11 protein-coding genes are annotated in these 18,000 nt (G+C 65.3%); 7 read left to right on the top strand and 4 right to left on the bottom strand.

The window, feature by feature from the left end; all coding sequences use genetic code 11:
- Positions 1-782 precede the first annotated feature (782 nt).
- A complete protein-coding gene (locus tag EVC45_RS03310) occupies positions 783-1,574 on the bottom strand; it encodes a transporter substrate-binding domain-containing protein (protein ID WP_129956618.1) in 792 nt (263 codons plus the stop codon).
- Positions 1,575-1,869: 295 nt separating this feature from the next.
- Between EVC45_RS03310 and hemE the strand changes: the two genes are divergently transcribed.
- The 7 genes from hemE (at position 1,870) to EVC45_RS03280 (ending at position 13,350) form a co-directional block, all read left to right on the top strand.
- Positions 1,870-2,970 carry a uroporphyrinogen decarboxylase gene (hemE, locus tag EVC45_RS03305; protein ID WP_129956617.1) on the top strand — a complete coding sequence of 367 codons (1,101 nt, stop codon included), beginning with the start codon at positions 1,870-1,872 and terminating at the stop codon, positions 2,968-2,970.
- A 465-nt stretch (positions 2,971-3,435) separates the two neighbouring features.
- A complete protein-coding gene (locus EVC45_RS03300; RefSeq protein ID WP_211193361.1) occupies positions 3,436-5,682 on the top strand; it encodes a primosomal protein N' in 2,247 nt (748 codons plus the stop codon).
- Between the two features lie 169 nt (positions 5,683-5,851).
- Positions 5,852-7,282 carry a YeiH family protein gene (locus EVC45_RS03295; RefSeq protein ID WP_129956616.1) on the top strand — a complete coding sequence of 477 codons (1,431 nt, stop codon included), beginning with the start codon at positions 5,852-5,854 and terminating at the stop codon, positions 7,280-7,282.
- 5 nt (positions 7,283-7,287) lie between these two features.
- Positions 7,288-7,566, top strand: coding sequence for a hypothetical protein (locus EVC45_RS03290; protein WP_129956615.1), 279 nt, complete (start codon positions 7,288-7,290; stop codon positions 7,564-7,566).
- A 229-nt stretch (positions 7,567-7,795) separates the two neighbouring features.
- Positions 7,796-8,065, top strand: a complete 270-nt coding sequence (locus tag EVC45_RS45470) for a hypothetical protein (RefSeq protein ID WP_168991390.1) — start codon at positions 7,796-7,798, stop codon at positions 8,063-8,065.
- Positions 8,066-8,184: 119 nt separating this feature from the next.
- Entirely contained in the window at positions 8,185-12,114 is a 3,930-nt protein-coding gene (gene putA / locus EVC45_RS03285; protein WP_129956614.1) for a trifunctional transcriptional regulator/proline dehydrogenase/L-glutamate gamma-semialdehyde dehydrogenase, read from the top strand.
- A gap of 87 nt (positions 12,115-12,201) precedes the next feature.
- A complete protein-coding gene (locus tag EVC45_RS03280; RefSeq protein ID WP_129956613.1) occupies positions 12,202-13,350 on the top strand; it encodes a branched-chain amino acid ABC transporter substrate-binding protein in 1,149 nt (382 codons plus the stop codon).
- 98 nt (positions 13,351-13,448) lie between these two features.
- On the opposite strand, the gene EVC45_RS03275 is transcribed toward EVC45_RS03280, so the two are convergent.
- The 3 genes from EVC45_RS03275 to EVC45_RS03265 form a co-directional block, all read right to left on the bottom strand.
- Positions 13,449-15,206 carry a thiamine pyrophosphate-binding protein gene (locus EVC45_RS03275; protein WP_129956612.1) on the bottom strand — a complete coding sequence of 586 codons (1,758 nt, stop codon included), beginning with the start codon at positions 15,204-15,206 and terminating at the stop codon, positions 13,449-13,451.
- Positions 15,207-15,445: 239 nt separating this feature from the next.
- Entirely contained in the window at positions 15,446-16,834 is a 1,389-nt protein-coding gene (locus tag EVC45_RS03270) for an L-serine ammonia-lyase (RefSeq protein ID WP_129956611.1), read from the bottom strand.
- 28 nt (positions 16,835-16,862) lie between these two features.
- Positions 16,863-17,993: an alginate lyase family protein gene (locus EVC45_RS03265; protein WP_129956610.1), complete on the bottom strand. Its 1,131-nt coding sequence runs from the start codon at positions 17,991-17,993 to the stop codon at positions 16,863-16,865.
- Positions 17,994-18,000 lie beyond the last annotated feature (7 nt).

Here is an 18,000-nt window from a genome sequence, read left to right as displayed (position 1 = left end):
TAGGAATCGGAGCTGCGCGGCGATCGTTCGTCGCGCGCAAACGTTTGAGCAGGCGAAAAAAAAGCGGGCCTGGAGCCCGCTAAAAACCACACGCTACGGGGTTAGCGCGAGGAGACCAATGATGGGACGGTTATCAAGACGACCCTGCGTCGATTACGGCCCCAGCAGGGATGCCCCCTTCACAGGGCTTCGGCAAGCGCCGACCGGCAAGTGCATCGTATCCGCTCACACCACGCACACAGCCACATCCGTGTTGAAACCGTTGAGGGCATTGTGGGCGAATTACCTTATGAACGCCGTAACAAAGTGTTTCAGGTTGTAACGCCCGCCAGATAAGGCGCTGCGGGATTTATTGCCAAAAATAAAAAGTCTGAAATGTAGTAATTACCGACGAATCCCGCGCATTTTAATCTGCATGATTAATGCTATTCCTGACGCATATTGCGTTATAAATTGATTTCCCTTTCTGCATGAAATCGTTGCATCTGCATCATTTGTGCATCGAATTCCCTTTGTAACAGGCGCGGTGACCCTGCCCCTAAATACGTCTCCATCGTGCGAAAACCTGCGCGGCAGTGCAGCAAAGCAAATCCCCTCGTGCTACATACGAAAACGGGTGCATCGCAGCGCCACTCATCAGATCCGGATGGTTATGACGAACTGACGATGTGGCCCTTAGTTACATCATCCTGCGATCCCGACACGAAATCGTCAGGCCTGCGCAGGCCGTCCCCTTGCCGCAACCAGTCAACGGCTGACGACCTGCAACGGATCCGGCCGGTTTACTTCAACCACTTATCCGAAATAGCTTGATACTCGCCGGTCGCCCGGGCGAGATGCAGCCACTGATCGACGTATTGCTGGAACGCGACGTCGCCGCGCGGCAACAGCCATGCCTTCTCGCCGTACTGGAACGGCTTGTCCGGATGCACCGAGCATAGGCCGGGATTGAGTTTCTGCTGCAGCAGCGTTTCGGACGCATCCGTCACCATCACGTCTGCCTTGCCCGCGAGGATCTGCTTGAAGATCGTCACGTTGTCCGGATAAACGGTCACGTTCGCGTGCGGGAAGTACTGCTTCGCGAACTTCTCGTTAGTGCCACCCGGATTGACGATCACGCGCGTGGACGGTTGATCGATCTGCGCGACCGTCTGATATTTGTTGACGTCGTCGCAACGGGCGATCGGCGTTTTGCCGTCGATCATGTAAGCCTGCGTGAAGAACGCACGCTTCTGGCGCTCGAGCGTCGGCGACACACCGCCGATGCCGATGTCGCACTTCGCGACGAAGTCGCTCATCAGATTCGACCATGACGTCTTGACGAACTCGACCTTCACCCCGAGCGACTTCGCGAGCGACTCCGCCATGTCGATATCGATACCCTCGAACTGGCCATCGCCTTTGTAGAACGAGTACGGCTTGTAGTCGCCGGTCGTGCAGGCGCGCAGTGTGCCGCGGCTGATGATGTCGTCGAGTCTGGATGGCGCCGCCGCGGCGTTTTGCGCGCTGGCCACGCCGACATGCATGAGGATGCCGGCGAGCGCGCCGAGCATTGCGAGTGCTGCCTTCTTCATCGAGTCTCCTGGTGGTATGTAGTGTGTAATTCGTCGGTAAGGCTGTCGGATAGTAGCTTGGCAGCGCGGGCTTGAACATCGGCCGTTCAGCCAGGGCGAATCGGGCAACGGGAGACAGCGAGCCCCGAACGGTGCGCGCAGCGGCGGCCGGTAGCTGATCGGGCGGCGCTCGAGCCGCGTCCCGCCCACCTCCCGAGACGCGCTGAAGCCACAGTGATTACCCAACCACCCGCGATGTCCGGAGCCGCCTCCGGTAAAATGCTCTTTTGCCCTCAGCTCTTCAGTCGCACGCAACGTGGCCCATCAACTCCTGAACGACACTTTCCTGCGCGCGCTGCTGCGCCAGCCCACCGACTACACGCCGATCTGGCTGATGCGGCAGGCGGGCCGCTATCTGCCGGAATACAACGCCACGCGCGGCCGCGCGGGCAGTTTCCTCGGTCTCGCGAAGAACCCGGCGTTCGCGACGGAAGTCACGTTGCAGCCGCTCGATCGCTATCCGCTCGACGCCGCGATCCTGTTCTCCGACATCCTGACCGTGCCCGACGCGATGGGCCTCGGCCTCGAGTTCGTCAACGGCGAGGGGCCGAAATTCGCCCGCCCGGTGCGCACCGAAGACGACGTCGCGCGCCTCGCGGTGCCCGACATCGACGCGACCCTGCGCTACGTGACCGACGCCGTGCGTGAAATCCGCTCGGCGTTGAAAGACGCGCAAGGACGCCAGCGTGTGCCTCTGATCGGCTTCTCAGGCAGTCCATGGACGCTCGCGTGCTACATGGTCGAAGGCGGCGGCTCGGCAGACTTTCGCACGGTCAAATCGATGCTCTACGCGCGTCCCGATCTGCTACAGCGGATTCTCGAGGTCAACGCGCGCTCGGTCGCGGCATACCTGAACGCGCAGATCGAAGCCGGCGCGCAAGCGGTGATGATTTTCGACACATGGGGCGGAGCGCTCGCCGACGGCATCTATCAGCGCTTTTCGCTGCGCTACATCGAGCAGGTGGTCAGTCAGCTGAAGCGCGAGCACGACGGCGAAAAAGTGCCCGTGATCGCCTTCACGAAGGGCGGCGGGCTGTGGCTCGACGACATCGCCGCGAGCGGCGTCGACGCGGTGGGTCTCGACTGGACCGTGAACCTCGGCCGCGCGCGCGAGCGCGTCGGCGACAAGGTGGCGCTTCAGGGCAACATCGATCCGTCGGTGCTGTTCGCGCCGCCGGCCGCGATCCGCATGGAAGCGCGTGCGGTGCTCGACAGCTTCGGCAATCACCCCGGCCACGTTTTCAACCTCGGTCACGGCATTTCGCAGTTCACGCCGCCGGAGCATGTTGCCGAACTGGTCGACGAAGTGCATCGTCACAGCCGCGCTATTCGTAGCGGTGCGCATACGCCCGTTTGAGACTGTAATCGTTACCGTTTCTTGTTGCGTCGCAGCGAATTGGGCTCTCGGCCTAAGGACCGTAGTTCCTCGAAGAGGCCGTCAGATGGTGGTCTTACGAAAGTCAAGAGTCGACTTATGCACACTTCGCACGCTGCGGCGCGGTAGAGGGTTTAATCGTGCCCCGACCCTTGCACATACTCGGCGCATTTGATCTAAGCCTTGTCGGGCAAGGGTTTGCGGGGAGCGCGACGAAATGTGCGGAAGCCCACACAAGGCCGTCGCGACGCCGTTTGCGGCCCGTCGGAGCCAAGTTCTCAACAAAGTTATCCACAGGGCTGCGAGCCGAGCGCAATTGTTCAGTCGAATCCAAAACTTAGCGGTGAAATTAAGGTTTTACTTTAACTTCGACGGCTCAGCGTCCTCCGCGACCCACCCCGCGCCGCGGCTTCGCCTCATGCTGGCTCCATCTCTGCACCCCGCCGCGTGAGCGAAATCTTCGTCCGCGTCGCGCTCGACCACCCGCTGCCGACCCTGTTCGACTACCGCTGCGACTCATCCGAGGCGGCTGTCGTGGGCACGCTCGTGAGCGTTCCGTTCGGCAAGCGGCACGTGGTGGGGCTCGTCTGCGAAGTGGCCGCTCACAGCGACGTGCCGCCCGAGCGCCTGCGTGATGTGGATAAAGTGTGCGGCGCGTGTCCGCCGGTGTCGGCGCATTGGCTCGCGCTAGCCGCTTTCGCCGCGGACTACTATCAACGCGGCCTAGGCGAAGTGGCGCTGCCCGCGTTGCCGCAGGCGCTACGCGACGCGTCGCGCTGGTCGCGGCTGTTCGCGCCGGAAGAGCGCTATCGGCTGACGGCAGAGGGTCGCGCGGCATTGCCGGACGCGTTGCCGGCCCGCGCGACGGCGCTCAGAGCGCTCGCGCAAGCACTCGCGCAAACCGACTTCCTGCTCGCCGCCGACGCCCGCGCGCTGCATCCGAAGGCGCTCTCGACACTCGACACCTGGCAGAGCGCAAGCTGGGTGACGCTCGACGTGATCGACGCCGCTGCGCTGCCGGCCGCCGCGTCGCTGCCGGACGCTCCCGCGCCGGCCCTGCCGACCCTCACCGACGAACAGGCCGGCGCCGTCGAAGCGATCCGCGATGCCGACGGCTTCGCCCCGTTCCTGCTGCACGGCGTAACGGGCAGCGGCAAGACCGAGGTGTATTTGCGTGCGCTCGCAGGGATTCTTGCCGCGAAGCCGGACGCGCAAGCGCTCGTGCTGGTGCCCGAAATCAACCTGACGCCGCAGTTCGAGGCGGCGTTCCGCGCCCGCTTCGCCGCGCTCGACGCCAGCGCGATCGTCACGCTGCATAGCGGCCTCGCCGAAGGCGAGCGCGCCCGCAACTGGTTTGCCGCGCACACCGGCCGCGCGCGGATCGTGCTCGGCACGCGGCTCGCGGTGCTCGCGTCGCTGCCGCAGCTGGCGATCATCGTCGTCGACGAGGAGCACGATCCGGCCTACAAGCAACAGGAAGGCTTGCGCTATTCGGCGCGCGATCTCGCGATCTATCGGGCGAAGCAGCTTGGCGTGCCGGTCGTGCTCGGCTCGGCGACGCCGTCGCTCGAAAGCTGGTGGCAGGCCGACCAGGGGCGCTACAAGCGGCTCACGCTGTCGCGCCGGGCCGTCGCCGATGCTGTATTGCCGACCGTGCGCCTCATCGATCTCGAAGACGAACGCCGGCGCGGGCGGGCGTCGCTCGAAGGCTTGTCGGGGCCGTTGATCGCCGCAATGAAGGCGCGGCTCGAACGCGGCGAGCAGAGCCTCGTGTTCCTGAACCGTCGTGGCTACGCGCCGCAACTCGCGTGCGACGCGTGCGGCTGGGTGGCCGGTTGTCCGCGCTGCAGCGCCTACGTCGTGCTGCACAAGCCCGAGCGCGCGCTGCGCTGCCATCACTGCGGCTGGGAGTCCCGGATCCCGCGGTCGTGCCCGGAGTGCGGCAACGTCGATATCGCACCGCTCGGGCGCGGCACGCAGCGCGTCGAGGAAACGCTTGCGAGCGCGGTGCCGGGCGCCCGCGTGCTGCGTATCGATGCCGACAGCACGCGCCGCAAGGGTAGCGCGCAGGCCCTGTTCTCGGACGTGCACGCGGGCGAGGTCGATGTTCTGGTCGGCACGCAGATGATCGCGAAGGGGCACGATTTCCAGCGCGTGTCGCTGGTTGGCGTGTTGAACGCCGATACCGCGCTGTTTTCGCACGATTTCCGCGCGAGCGAGCGCCTGTTCGCGCAGCTGATGCAGGTCAGCGGCCGCGCAGGCCGCGCCGGTCTGCCGGGGGAAGTGCTGGTGCAGACGCGCTATCCGAGTCACGCGCTTTATCACGCGCTGGGCCGCCACGACTATGTCGGCTTCGCCAACGCGACGCTCGCCGAGCGACGCGACGCGCACCTGCCGCCGTTCGTCTACCAGGCGTTGCTGCGCGCCGAAGGCCGCACGCTCGACGCGGCGCTCGCGTTTCTGCAGCAGGCCGCCGCCGAGCTTGCGCAGATTCCAGCCGCCGAGCGCGTCACGGTCTACGACGCGGTGCCGCTGACGATCGTCAAGGTAATGCACGTGCATCGCGCGCAGTTGCTGATCGAAAGCGCGTCGCGCGCGGCGCTGCAGGCGACGCTGCGCGCGTGGCAGCCGCTGTTGCGCGCGCTCAAGGGCGTATTGCGCTGGAATCTCGAAGTCGATCCGCTCGACATCTGACGCCACGGGCGAGATTACGCCCGCCATACTTCTTTCAGTCATATCCATAGAGCGAATGATCGTTTCGCTTTGCGATCTCCCGCGCCTATAGTCGCCAAATCGGCGCATTTTGCGGCTAAACGACAATAATTTCGCGCCGATGCCACTCAACTTTCTCGGGGCATCCGCAATGAGCGACACCCATCACACCGCACCGACCGGCGCCGCGCCGGGTCAACGGCAAGGTACACAAGACGTGCAAACCGTACGAGGCAGTGGCTTTTCGCTGACCGAAGATTGGCTCGCCGCAGGCGTCGGCCTGCTCGTGATCGTGATTGCGTGGGCGCTGTTCGCGTCGGGCAGCAGCATCAAGTGGCTCGCGGTCGCGCCGGCCAAATGGACGAGCGTCGCGCAGGCCGCGCAGGACATCGGCAGGCATCTGCCCAACTACGTCGCGCTATTCGCGACATTCGCGGTGCTGTTCGGCGCCAGCGTCGCGCTGCTCAGGCAGCGCGTCGGCACGTTTCTCGCCGCGTTCGTCGTCGTGTTCATCGCCTCCGCGCTGATCCTGACGCTCGGCGCGTGGGTCGACGCGTCGAGGTACAACCTCGAGCCGCCGCTCGTCGCGCTCGCGCTCGGGCTGGTCGTGTCGAACCTGTTCACGCTGCCGGAATGGCTCGCGGCGGGGCTGCGGGTCGAGTTTTACATCAAGGTCGGCATCGTGCTGCTCGGCGCTACGCTGCCGTTCACGCTGCTCGTGTGGGCCGGCCCGGTCGCGGTCGTACAGGCGAGCATCGTGTCGTTGGTGACGTTCTTCGTGATTTTCCTCGCGGCGCGCGCGTTCGGACTCGATCGACGTTTCGCCGCCGTGCTCGGTGTCGGTGGCGCGGTGTGCGGCGTGTCGGCGGCGATCGCGATCGCCGGCGCGGTACGGGCGAAGCGCGAACAGGCGTCGGTCGCGATCACGCTGGTCGTGCTGTGGGCGATCGTGATGATCTTCGTGCTGCCGTTCGTGTCGCGCTCGCTCGGACTGTCGACGGCGGTCGCCGGCGCATGGATCGGCACCTCCGAATTCGCCGACGCCGCCGGCATCGCCGCCGCCCAGGCTTACGGCGATTTCGCGCGGCACGCGGGCGGCACGATCGCCGGCGCGCCGGAAGCGTCGTTGCAGGCGTTCACGCTGATGAAGGTGGTCGGCCGCGACATCTGGATCGGCATCTGGGCGTTCGTGCTCGCGATCGTCGCGACGACGCGCTGGGAAGCGCAGGACAGCGGCGTCGCCGCGCGCGCGAATGCCGGCGAGATCTGGGCGCGTTTCCCGAAGTTCGTGATCGGTTTCGTAATTGCTTCCGCGTTGGTCACGTGGATCGCAAGCCATTATTCGCTCGCCGATTACCGCAAGGTCGTCACGCCGGAGTTCGTCGCGCCGATCACGGTGCTGCGCACGTGGGCGTTCACCTTCTGCTTCCTGAGCATCGGTTTGACGACACGCTTCCGCTCGCTGGCCGCGACCGGTCTGAAGCCGTTCCTCGCGTTCACGGCGGGTGTCGTGGTCAATATCGCGATCGGCTATGCGTTGTCCGCGCACCTGTTCGCGTCGTACTGGAACAGCCTCGGATAACACCCATGAAGATCTCGATGGATCGTGGCGCAGGCGCCGCCCCGTACTTAGGCGCCGTAGAGCGCAGCAGCGCGGCAGGCGCGCCGTGCTGCGCGGAATGCCGACATCGCGTGAGCGATCGGGAGGTGCTCGAGCAGCGCATCCCGGGGCTCGTCACGTTTAGTTCGGGGTTTGGCGCGAGCGTCGCTGATAGCCGGCTGTGTCGTCTGCACGACCAGTTGGTATCGCCAGGCGACGTCTGTGCGAGGTTCGAGCCGGTTGCGCCGCCGCTCGGTTCACGCTGACCCCAAAGAAGCGATTCTCAAGCGCAATCCTCGCGCGCCAGCCCGCCCGTCAAATCCGGTCGCACTTGCGCAGATCTCTCTGCGCATTTGGCATCACGAGCCGCCGCGCGCGCTTCCCTGACCTCAGTCGTTCAGCGCGTTTCGCGTATTGCCCGCCGATTCACGCGAGGCCGCGCTCGCACGCTTGCGCTCCTCTTCGCGCCGGTTCGAGCCGCCGGTCGCACCTCGAATGAAAAACACGGCACAGGCCGCGCACATCGCCCAGATGCCCAGTATTACCAGCCACTTTTCCATCACACCAACCCTCGGAAACCCCGTTTATCTTTTATGCGTGCCCCGAAAATCGATGTTTCGGGCCGCCCGTCGCCGTGCTTCTGTATATCGGCGCGCGAAGTCGTTTGATAAGGCTTATTTCAAAAAGAATCACGCCAGGGAAAGTACCGATCGCAAATGCACCGGCGCGGCCGCCGCCCGCCGCCCGGAAAACCGCGCCCGCTAAGGCTCCTGACGGGGTGCAACCATTCCGTCGGTTTGGTTGCACCTTTTTATTTGGAGGCGTACGATTCGCCCAACTTTTAGTCTTTCGCCAGGCTCGCGCCCGGTATCAAAGAAGGAAACATGGCTAGCACCACTCTTGGCGTCAAGGTCGACGACCTCCTGCGTTCCCGGCTCAAAGATGCCGCCACTCGCCTCGAGCGCACCCCGCACTGGTTGATCAAGCAGGCGATTTTCGCCTACCTCGAAAAGATCGAGCACGGCCAGTTGCCGGCCGAACTGTCGGGCGCAACCGGCACGGCCGATCTCGCGGACGGCGCGGCGGTCGACAACGAGGAAGACGGCGCGTCCCATCCGTTTCTCGATTTCGCGCAAAACGTGCAACCGCAGTCAGTGCTGCGCGCGGCGATCACTGCCGCATATCGCCGCCCCGAACCCGAGTGCGTGCCGTTCCTGCTCGGCCAGGCACGTCTGCCGGCCAACCTCGCCGGCGACGTGCAGGCGATGGCCGCCAAGCTCGTCGAAACGCTGCGCTCGAAGAGCAAGGGCGGCGGCGTCGAAGGGCTGATTCACGAATTTTCGCTGTCGAGCCAGGAAGGCGTCGCGCTGATGTGCCTCGCCGAGGCGCTGCTGCGCATTCCCGACCGCGCGACGCGCGACGCGCTGATCCGCGACAAGATCAGCAAGGGCGACTGGAAATCGCATGTCGGCCAGGCGCCTTCGCTGTTCGTCAACGCGGCGACCTGGGGGCTGATGATCACCGGCAAGCTGGTGACGACCAATAGCGAGACGAACCTGTCGTCGGCGCTCACGCGCCTGATCGGCAAGGGCGGCGAGCCGCTGATCCGCAAGGGCGTCGACATGGCGATGCGCCTGATGGGCGAGCAGTTCGTCACCGGCGAGAACATTTCCGAAGCGCTCGCGAACAGCCGCAAGTACGAGGCGCGCGGTTTCCGCTATTCGTACGACATGCTCGGCGAAGCAGCCACCACCGAGGCCGACGCGCAGCGTTACTACGCCTCGTACGAGCAGGCGATTCACGCGATCGGCAAGGCCGCTGGCGGCCGCGGCATCTATGAAGGCCCCGGCATCTCGATCAAGCTGTCGGCGCTGCATCCGCGCTATTCACGCGCGCAGCAGGAACGCACGATGAGCGAGTTGCTGCCGCGTGTGCGTTCGCTCGCGATCCTCGCGCGCCGCTACGACATCGGCCTCAATATCGACGCCGAAGAAGCCGACCGCCTCGAGCTGTCGCTCGATCTGCTGGAAGCGCTGTGCTTCGATCCGGAGCTGCAAGGCTGGAACGGTATCGGCTTCGTCGTGCAGGGGTATCAGAAGCGCTGCCCGTTCGTGATCGACTACATCGTCGATCTCGCGCGCCGCAGCCGTCACCGCATCATGGTGCGCCTCGTGAAGGGCGCGTACTGGGACACGGAAATCAAGCGCGCGCAGGTCGACGGCCTCGAAGGCTATCCGGTCTATACGCGCAAGGTCTACACCGACGTGTCGTACCTCGCCTGCGCGAAAAAGCTGCTCGGCGCGCCCGATGCCGTCTATCCGCAGTTCGCGACGCACAACGCGCATACGCTGGCGGCGATCTATCACCTCGCGGGCAACAACTACTACCCCGGCCAATACGAGTTCCAGTGCCTGCACGGCATGGGCGAGCCGCTGTATGAAGAAGTCACCGGACGCGACAAGCTGAACCGCCCGTGCCGCGTGTACGCGCCGGTCGGCACGCATGAGACGCTGCTCGCGTACCTCGTGCGCCGGCTGCTCGAGAACGGCGCGAACACGTCGTTCGTGAATCGCATCGCCGACGAATCCGTCGCGATCAAGGATCTGGTCGCCGATCCGGTCGAGGAAGCGTCGCGGATCGTGCCGCTCGGCGCGCCGCACGCGCGCATTCCGCTGCCGCGCAATCTGTACGGCGCGGAGCGGCTCAATTCGATGGGCCTCGATCTGTCGAACGAACATCGGCTCGCGTCGCTGTCGTCGGCGCTGCTCGCGAGCGCGCATCATCCGTGGCGCGCCGCGCCGATGCTCGAAGACAACGAGATCGCCGTCGGCGCTGGGCGCGATGTGCGCAACCCGGCCGATCAGCGTGATCTCGTCGGCACGGTAGTCGAAGCGACGGCGGAGCACGTGAGCGCCGCGCTCGGTCATGCGGTGGCCGCCGCGCCGATCTGGCAGGCGACGCCGGTCGAGGCGCGCGCCGATTGCCTCGCGCGTGCCGCCGATCTGCTCGAAGCGCAGATGCACACGCTGATGGGCCTCGTGGTGCGCGAAGCGGGCAAATCGCTCGCCAACGCGGTCGCGGAAATCCGCGAGGCGATCGACTTTCTGCGCTACTACTCGACCCAGATCCGCGACGAGTTTTCGAACGACACGCATCGGCCGCTCGGTCCGGTGGTCTGTATCAGCCCGTGGAATTTCCCGCTGGCGATTTTCATGGGCCAGGTGGCCGCCGCGCTCGCGGCCGGCAACACGGTGCTCGCGAAGCCGGCCGAGCAGACGCCGCTGATCGCCGCTCAGGCCGTGCGGATTCTGCGCGAAGCGGGCGTGCCCGCGGGCGCGGTGCAACTGCTGCCGGGCGATGGCGAGACGGTCGGCGCCGCGCTGGTCGCCGATCCGCGCACGCGTGCGGTGATGTTCACGGGCTCGACCGAAGTCGCGCGTCTGATCAACAAGACGCTGTCCGGCCGACTCGATCCGGAGGGCAAGCCGATTCCGCTGATCGCCGAAACCGGCGGCCAGAACGCGATGATCGTCGACTCGTCGGCGCTCGCCGAGCAGGTCGTCGCCGACGTGCTGCAATCGTCTTTCGACTCCGCCGGTCAACGGTGTTCCGCGTTGCGCGTTCTTTGTTTGCAGGACGATGTCGCGGACCGCACGCTCGAAATGCTGACGGGCGCAATGCGCGAGCTTGCGCTCGGCAACCCAGACCGGCTGTCGACCGACGTCGGCCCGGTGATCGACCTCGACGCGAAGCGCGGCATCGACGCGCACATCGCGGCGATGCGCGACAAGGGCCGCAAGGTCGAGCAACTGGCGCTGCCGGAAGGCGCGACGCAAGGCACGTTCGTGCCGCCGACGCTGATCGAGCTCGACAGCATCGACGAACTGAAGCGCGAAGTGTTCGGTCCGGTGCTGCACGTGGTGCGCTATCGCCGCAGCCAGCTCGACAAGCTGCTCGAACAGATTCGCGCGACGGGTTACGGTTTGACGCTCGGCATCCACACGCGCATCGACGAAACGATCGCGCACGTGATCAGCCGCGCACACGTGGGCAACATCTACGTGAACCGCAACGTGATCGGCGCGGTGGTCGGGGTGCAGCCGTTCGGCGGCGAGGGACTGTCGGGCACGGGGCCGAAGGCCGGCGGCGCGCTGTATCTGCAGCGTCTGCTCGCAACGCGTCCGGCTGGTCTGCCGAAGTCGCTAGCGCAAGCGCTGGTGGTCGAAGTACCGCAGGCTGCAGAAAAGGGCGACAATCCGGCGGCCGCGCTGACCGCATTGCGCGACTGGCTGATCGCCGAGCGCGAGCCGCAGCTTGCCGCGCGTTGCGACGGCTATCTGTCGCATGTGCCGGCGGGCGCGACCGCGGTACTGTCGGGGCCGACCGGCGAGCGCAATACGTACACGCTGGGTCCGCGTGGCACGGTGCTGTGTATCGCATCGACGGCGAGCGGCGCGCGCGTGCAGTTCGCGGCGGCGTTGGCTACGGGAAATCGTGCGCTGTTCGAAGGCGCGGCCGGTGAACAATTGGTCGCGCAGCTGCCCGCGTCGCTGAAGGCGCACGCGAGCGTGAAGAAGAGCGCCGACGCGCCGTTCGACGCCGTGCTGTTCGAAGGCGACAGCGATGAGCTGCTCGCGCTCGTGAAGGAGGTCGCGAAGCGCGCGGGGCCGATCGTGTCGGTGCAGGGCGTCGCGGCCCGTGCGCTCGCGAGCGGCGACGAGGACTACGCGCTCGAGCGTCTGCTCACCGAGCGCTCGGTCAGCGTGAATACCGCGGCGGCAGGCGGCAATGCGAATTTGATGACGATCGGTTGAGCGAACCTCGACGATTTCTTCAATAGAAAGGAAGCGGCACGGCGACCCCGACACCGCTTCATCCACACCTGGTATCAAGGAGAAGCTATGCAACACAAAATGAAACAGCTGGCAGGCGCAGCTCTGGTTGCCGCAATGTCGCTGGCGGGGACGGCCAACGCTCAATCGACGGAAGACGTGAAGATCGGTTTTGCCGGTCCGATGACGGGCGCACAGGCGCACTACGGCAAGGACTTCCAGAACGGCATCGTGCTCGCGGTCGAAGAGTTCAACGCGACGAAGCCGGTGATCGGCGGCAAGCAGGTTCACATCGTGCTCGATTCGGCCGACGACCAGGCCGACCCGCGCACCGGCACGACCGTCGCGCAGAAGCTCGTGGATGACGGCATCAAGGGCATGCTCGGCCACTTCAACTCGGGCACGACGATTCCGGCCTCGCGCATCTACGCGAACGCGGGTATCCCGCAGATCGCGATGGCGACCGCACCGGAATACACGCAGCAGGGCTTCAAGACGACGTTCCGCATGATGACGTCCGACACGCAGCAAGGCTCGGTCGCCGGCACGTTCGCGGTGAAGAACCTCGGCATGAAGAAGATCGCGATCGTCGACGATCGCACCGCTTACGGCCAGGGTCTGGCGGACCAGTTCGAGAAGGCTGCGAAGGCGGCTGGCGCGACGATCGTCGATCGTGAATACACGAACGACAAGGCAGTCGACTTCAAGTCGATCCTGACCAAGCTGAAGTCGACGAACCCGGATCTGATCTATTACGGTGGCGCAGATTCGCAAGCGGCACCGATGGTCAAGCAGATGAAGCAACTCGGCGTGAAGGCGCCGCTGATGGGCGGCGAAATGGTGCACACGCCGACCTTCATCAAGCTCGCCGGCGACGCGGCGAACGGCACGGTGGCTTCGCTCGCCGGTCTGCCGCTCGAAGAAATGCCGGGCGGCAAGGCGTATGTCGAGAAGTACAAGGCGCGCTTCAACGAAGACGTGCAAACGTACTCGCCGTACGCATTCGACGGCGCGATGGCGATGTTCACCGCGATGAAGACCGCGAACTCGACCGATCCGGCCAAGTACCTGCCGGTGCTCGCGAAGACGTCGAAGCCGGCCGTCACGACGGCCGATCTCGCGTACGACACGCGCGGCGATCTGAAGAACGGCGGTATCACGCTGTACAAGGTCGTCGATGGCAAGTGGACGACGCTGCAAAGCGTGGGCGGCAAGTAAGTTTTTGCCGACTACGTTTGGTGATGAAAAAACCCCGCTGCGGCGGGGTTTTTTCATGGGCGGCGCATTTGCCGCGCAGTCGGATCACGCGGTTATTTTCACTCCCCGCGCATCTTTCTCCCCTGCTCGCGAATCATCTCGAGCGTCGCCGCGGGCGTGCTCGCTTCCTGCGGCATGCGAATCTCGATCAGGGCGGGCAACTGCGATTCGATCGCGCGCTGCAACGCCGGCAGAAAATCCCCGGTACGTTCGACGGTTTCGCCATGCGCGCCGAACGATCGCGCGAATGCCGCGAAGTCCGGATTCGTGAGACCGGTGCCATGCACGCGATGCGGATAGTGCCGCTCCTGATGCATGCGGATCGTGCCGAAATGACTGTTGTTGACGACGATGAACAGCACGCGCAGGTCGTACTGCATCGCCGTCGCGAGCTCCTGCGCGGCCATCATGAAGCAGCCGTCGCCGGCGAGCGCGACCACCGCGCGTTGCGGATACAGCGACTTCGCCGCGAGCGCCGCCGGCACGCCGTAGCCCATCGCGCCGCTGGTCGGCGCGAGTTGCGAACGGAACTGTCGATACGAGAAATGCCGATGCAGCCACGTCGCGTAATTGCCCGCGCCGTTCGTGAGGATCGCGTCGTCGGGCAAGTGCGCGCGCAACTGCTGAATCACTTCGCCCATCTGCACGTCGCCGGGAATCGGGCGCGGCTTGCGCCATTCCAGATATGCGCGATGCGCTTCTTCGGCGGCACCCGCCCAGGCGAGCTTGCCGGACGACGACGGCTTCAGCTCCGCTAGCATCGCCGCAAGCTCAGGCATGCCGGAGACGATCGGCAGATCGGCCGCATAGACGCGACCGAGTTCTTCCGCGCCCTGATGCACGTGCACCAGCGTCTGCTTCGTCTTCGGGATGTCGAACAGCGTGTAGCCGTTGGTCGTCGCTTCGCCGAGGCGCGGGCCGAGCGTGAGCAGCAGGTCCGCGTCGCGAATGCGCTGCGCGAGCGCGGGATTGATGCCGAGACCGACGTCGCCCGCGTAGTTCGGATGCTCGTTGTCGAAGGTGTCCTGGAAGCGGAACGCGAGGCCGATCGGTAACTGCCAGTTTTCGATGAAGCGCCGCAGGTCCGCGCATGCGGCCGCCGTCCAGCCGCTGCCGCCGGCGATCACCATCGGACGTTGCGCGCCTTCGAGCAACTCGCCCAGCTTCGCGATCTGCGCGGCCGACGGCGACGCCGCCACGCGATGATAAGCGGGCGCGCCGGGTACCGCGTCGCAGGCGTCGCTCAGCACGTCTTCGGGCAGCGCCAGCACGACCGGCCCCGGCCGCCCCGAGGTGGCCGTATGAAACGCATGGCTCAGGTATTCGGGAATGCGCTTCGGGTTGTCGATCTGCGCGACCCACTTCGCCATCTGACCGAACATGCGCCGGTAGTCGATCTCCTGAAACGCTTCGCGATCGAGATGCTCGCGCGCGCACTGACCGATCAGCAGGATCATCGGCGTCGAATCCTGAAACGCGGTGTGCACGCCGATCGACGCATGCGTCGCGCCCGGCCCGCGGGTGACGAGCGCGACACCCGGCCGGCCGGTCAGTTTGCCGACCGCTTCGGCCATGTTCGCGGCCGCGGCTTCGTGACGGCAGACGATCGTCTGGATGCGCCCGGTTTCGTCATGCAGCGAATCGAGCACGGCGAGAAAGCTTTCGCCGGGAACGCAGAACACGCGCTCGACGCCATGCGTGAGCAACGCGCCGACGACGAGGCGCGCGCCGGTCGTGCGCGCCGCATCGGAAGCGGGCGCGGAATGGGCAGCGGAACTGGAAGCGGAATTGGCAGCGGGAGCATTCGGCAGCGACATTGCGAAAAAGCCTCCTGGCAGTGCATGAGTGCGTTGGGATGGAGCCGCATCGACCGAACCTGCAAGCGCGGCCGATGGGCGCTTCGACAGCTTACGCCGAGCATGTGGGCGCTGTCATGGCGCAGCGCAACTGTTTGATCGGCGGATGCGCAATACGATCGCTCAATTAAAAAACGCGGACCACAGGGCCCGCGCTTTTCCGAACAGATCGCATGCAATCGAATGCCGCGCTCAACGACTCAACACTCGACGATATTTACCGCGAGGCCGCCGCGCGACGTTTCCTTGTACTTGGTCTTCATGTCCGCGCCGGTTTCGCGCATCGTCTTGATCACCGAATCGAGCGATACGTAGTGACTACCGTCGCCGCGCAACGCCATGCGCGCGGCGTTGACCGCCTTCACCGAGGCCATCGCATTACGTTCGATGCACGGAATCTGCACCATCCCGCCAACCGGATCGCAGGTGAGCCCGAGGTTATGCTCCATGCCGATTTCCGCGGCGTTCTCGACCTGCTTCGGCGTGCCGCCCATCACGGCGGCGAGCGCGCCCGCGGCCATCGAGCAGGCGACGCCGACTTCGCCCTGGCAACCCACTTCCGCGCCGGAGATCGACGCGTTCAGCTTGTAGAGGATGCCGATCGCGGCGGCCGTCATCAGGAAGTCGATCACGCCCTGCTCGTTCGCGCCCGGCATGAAGCGCGTGTAGTAGTGCAGCACCGCCGGAATGATGCCGGCCGCGCCGTTGGTCGGCGCGGTCACGACGCGCCCGCCCGCGGCGTTCTCTTCGTTGACGGCGATCGCGTACAGGTTGATCCAGTCGACCATCGACAGCGGATCCTGCAACGCGCGCTCAGGGTTGCCGGTCAGCGCGCGATACAGCTGCGGCGCGCGCCGCTTCACCTGGAAGGGGCCGGGCAGGTGACCGTCGGCATCGGGATTGTTGATGCCGCACCCGCGCGCGACGCACGACTGCATCACGTCCCAGATCTTCAGCAGACCCGTGCGCGTTTCTTCCTCGCTGTGCCAGACGCGTTCGTTTTCCCACATCAGCTGTGCGATGCTCTTGCCGCTCGACGCACACAGCGCGAGCAATTCGTTGGCCGTACGAAACGAATGCGGAAGCTGATCGACGGCGCTCAACACTTTCGTGTTCGGTGCGCCGGCCGTCACGACGAAGCCGCCGCCGACCGACAGATAGGTCGACTCGCGCAGCGTCGCGCCTTGCGCATCGAACGCGAAGAGCTTCAGGCCGTTCGGATGCTCGGGCAGTGCCTGGCGATAAAACGCGATGTGCTCCTTCTGCACGAACGGCACGTCGTGCGTGCCGAGCAGCGCGAGCTTGCGCGACGTGCGCACCGCCTCGAGCCGCTGAGCGATCGTCTCGGGATTGACGGTGTCGGGCGCATCGCCCATCAGACCGAGCATCACGCCGCGATCGGTGCCGTGCCCCTTGCCGGTCGCGCCGAGCGAGCCGTACAGCTCCGCTTTCACCGATGCGGTGGCATCGAGCAGCCCGTCGCGCTCGAGCCCCTGGACGAACATCAGTGCCGCGCGCATCGGCCCGACCGTATGCGAACTCGACGGACCAATGCCGATTTTGAAGAGATCGAAGACGCTGACTGCCATGTACTGCTCCCTGCGTATAGATAAGAGTTTAGCGCGCCGGCAGCGGTAAACACACGGCGAGCCATGCGGGCGGCGTCGGTGCGAGCTGCAGCGCGACTGGCGTAAAGCGTCCGTCGAGACGCGCCGCCAGGTGAAACAGTTCCGTCGCGCTCTTCGGATCCCACTGACCCGAATAACCGGGCAAGCCGGCCTCGCGACGTTTTGCATCGAACGCGACGTTCGAATGCACGAATTCCTCATGCGTCCGGCTGCCGGTAGCAAACGGCACCAGCCAGTTCAGCGCGGCGAGCAGCGTCGCGCCGTTCGCGCCCTTCTCCTGCAGCCAGTTGCGGTTGTGCCGGCGCGCGGCGAGCGCGGCCGTCACCAGCGGTTGCAGATCGTAGGTCACGTAGTGCAGCGCATCGCGCTCGCCGAAGTCGACCGTCGAGCCGTCCGGCGCGATGTTGTCGCCGATGTGCTCGACGAACAGCCGCTGCGCGGCATTGATCATCTTGCGGTTGTCGAGCGTGAATGCGGCCATCGCGATCAGCTTGATGCGGTGGCTTTGCCAGTTGTTACGGAACGTGCCCGTGAGCGGCCGCGGTTGCGCGTCGATCTGCGCGATGTAGCCGTTCGCGAATTTCGTCAGAAAGGCCATCGCGGCGTTGCGCGTCTTCACGGGCAACGCGCTCGCGGTCATGTCGTACGCGAGGATCAGCCCTTCGAAATGCGTTTCGTCGATCGGATTGAAGCTCGGTTGATAGGTCGTGACCCACGCATACAGCAGGCGGTCGACGAGCTTCAGGAAGCGGTCGTCGCTGGTCGCGCGCCACGCGAGCGCGGCGTCGCGCAGCAGGTCGAGATCCTTCTCCGCTTCGACGCTCTGATCGTAGATGCCCTCGTGCGGCAGCGTGCCCTCGGTGTGCAGTTTCGCGAGCGCATGCGGCGGCTCGTTCAGATGCGCCTGCACGTTGGCGACGAGCGCCTTGACGCCGGGATCGGCATTGGTGCGCTCGCTCGTTTGCAGCGCCGGGGCCGCGCAGAAATTCATCGCGGCCTGCGCCTCGTGCAGCGGCAGCAACGCGGCCGCCCCGGCCAGCAGCACCGCGCAAGCGCGCCGCCACGAACGGGCGGCTGCGGCTTCGGCCAGGCATTGCATCAATCGCACCTTTCGCGCCATGCGGAAC

Origin of the sequence: Paraburkholderia sp. UYCP14C (assembly GCF_004197395.1) — a bacterium.
Taxonomy (GTDB): domain Bacteria; phylum Pseudomonadota; class Gammaproteobacteria; order Burkholderiales; family Burkholderiaceae; genus Paraburkholderia.
Note: the sequence above shows the minus strand (reverse complement) of the source record. Positions and strands in the feature narration are given on the sequence as shown.

Excerpts from the sequence above, each read along its gene's own strand:
- EVC45_RS03310 (WP_129956618.1), bottom strand. The coding sequence starts at position 1,574 with ATGAAGAAGGCAGCACTCGCAATGCTCGGCGCGCTCGCCGGCATCCTC.
- EVC45_RS03295 (WP_129956616.1), top strand. The coding sequence starts at position 5,852 with ATGAGCGACACCCATCACACCGCACCGACCGGCGCCGCGCCGGGTCAA.
- EVC45_RS03290 (WP_129956615.1), top strand. The coding sequence starts at position 7,288 with ATGAAGATCTCGATGGATCGTGGCGCAGGCGCCGCCCCGTACTTAGGC.
- EVC45_RS45470 (WP_168991390.1), top strand. The coding sequence starts at position 7,796 with ATGAAAAACACGGCACAGGCCGCGCACATCGCCCAGATGCCCAGTATT.
- putA (WP_129956614.1), top strand. The coding sequence starts at position 8,185 with ATGGCTAGCACCACTCTTGGCGTCAAGGTCGACGACCTCCTGCGTTCC.
- EVC45_RS03280 (WP_129956613.1), top strand. The coding sequence starts at position 12,202 with ATGCAACACAAAATGAAACAGCTGGCAGGCGCAGCTCTGGTTGCCGCA.
- EVC45_RS03275 (WP_129956612.1), bottom strand. The coding sequence starts at position 15,206 with ATGTCGCTGCCGAATGCTCCCGCTGCCAATTCCGCTTCCAGTTCCGCT.
- EVC45_RS03270 (WP_129956611.1), bottom strand. The coding sequence starts at position 16,834 with ATGGCAGTCAGCGTCTTCGATCTCTTCAAAATCGGCATTGGTCCGTCG.
- EVC45_RS03265 (WP_129956610.1), bottom strand. The coding sequence starts at position 17,993 with ATGGCGCGAAAGGTGCGATTGATGCAATGCCTGGCCGAAGCCGCAGCC.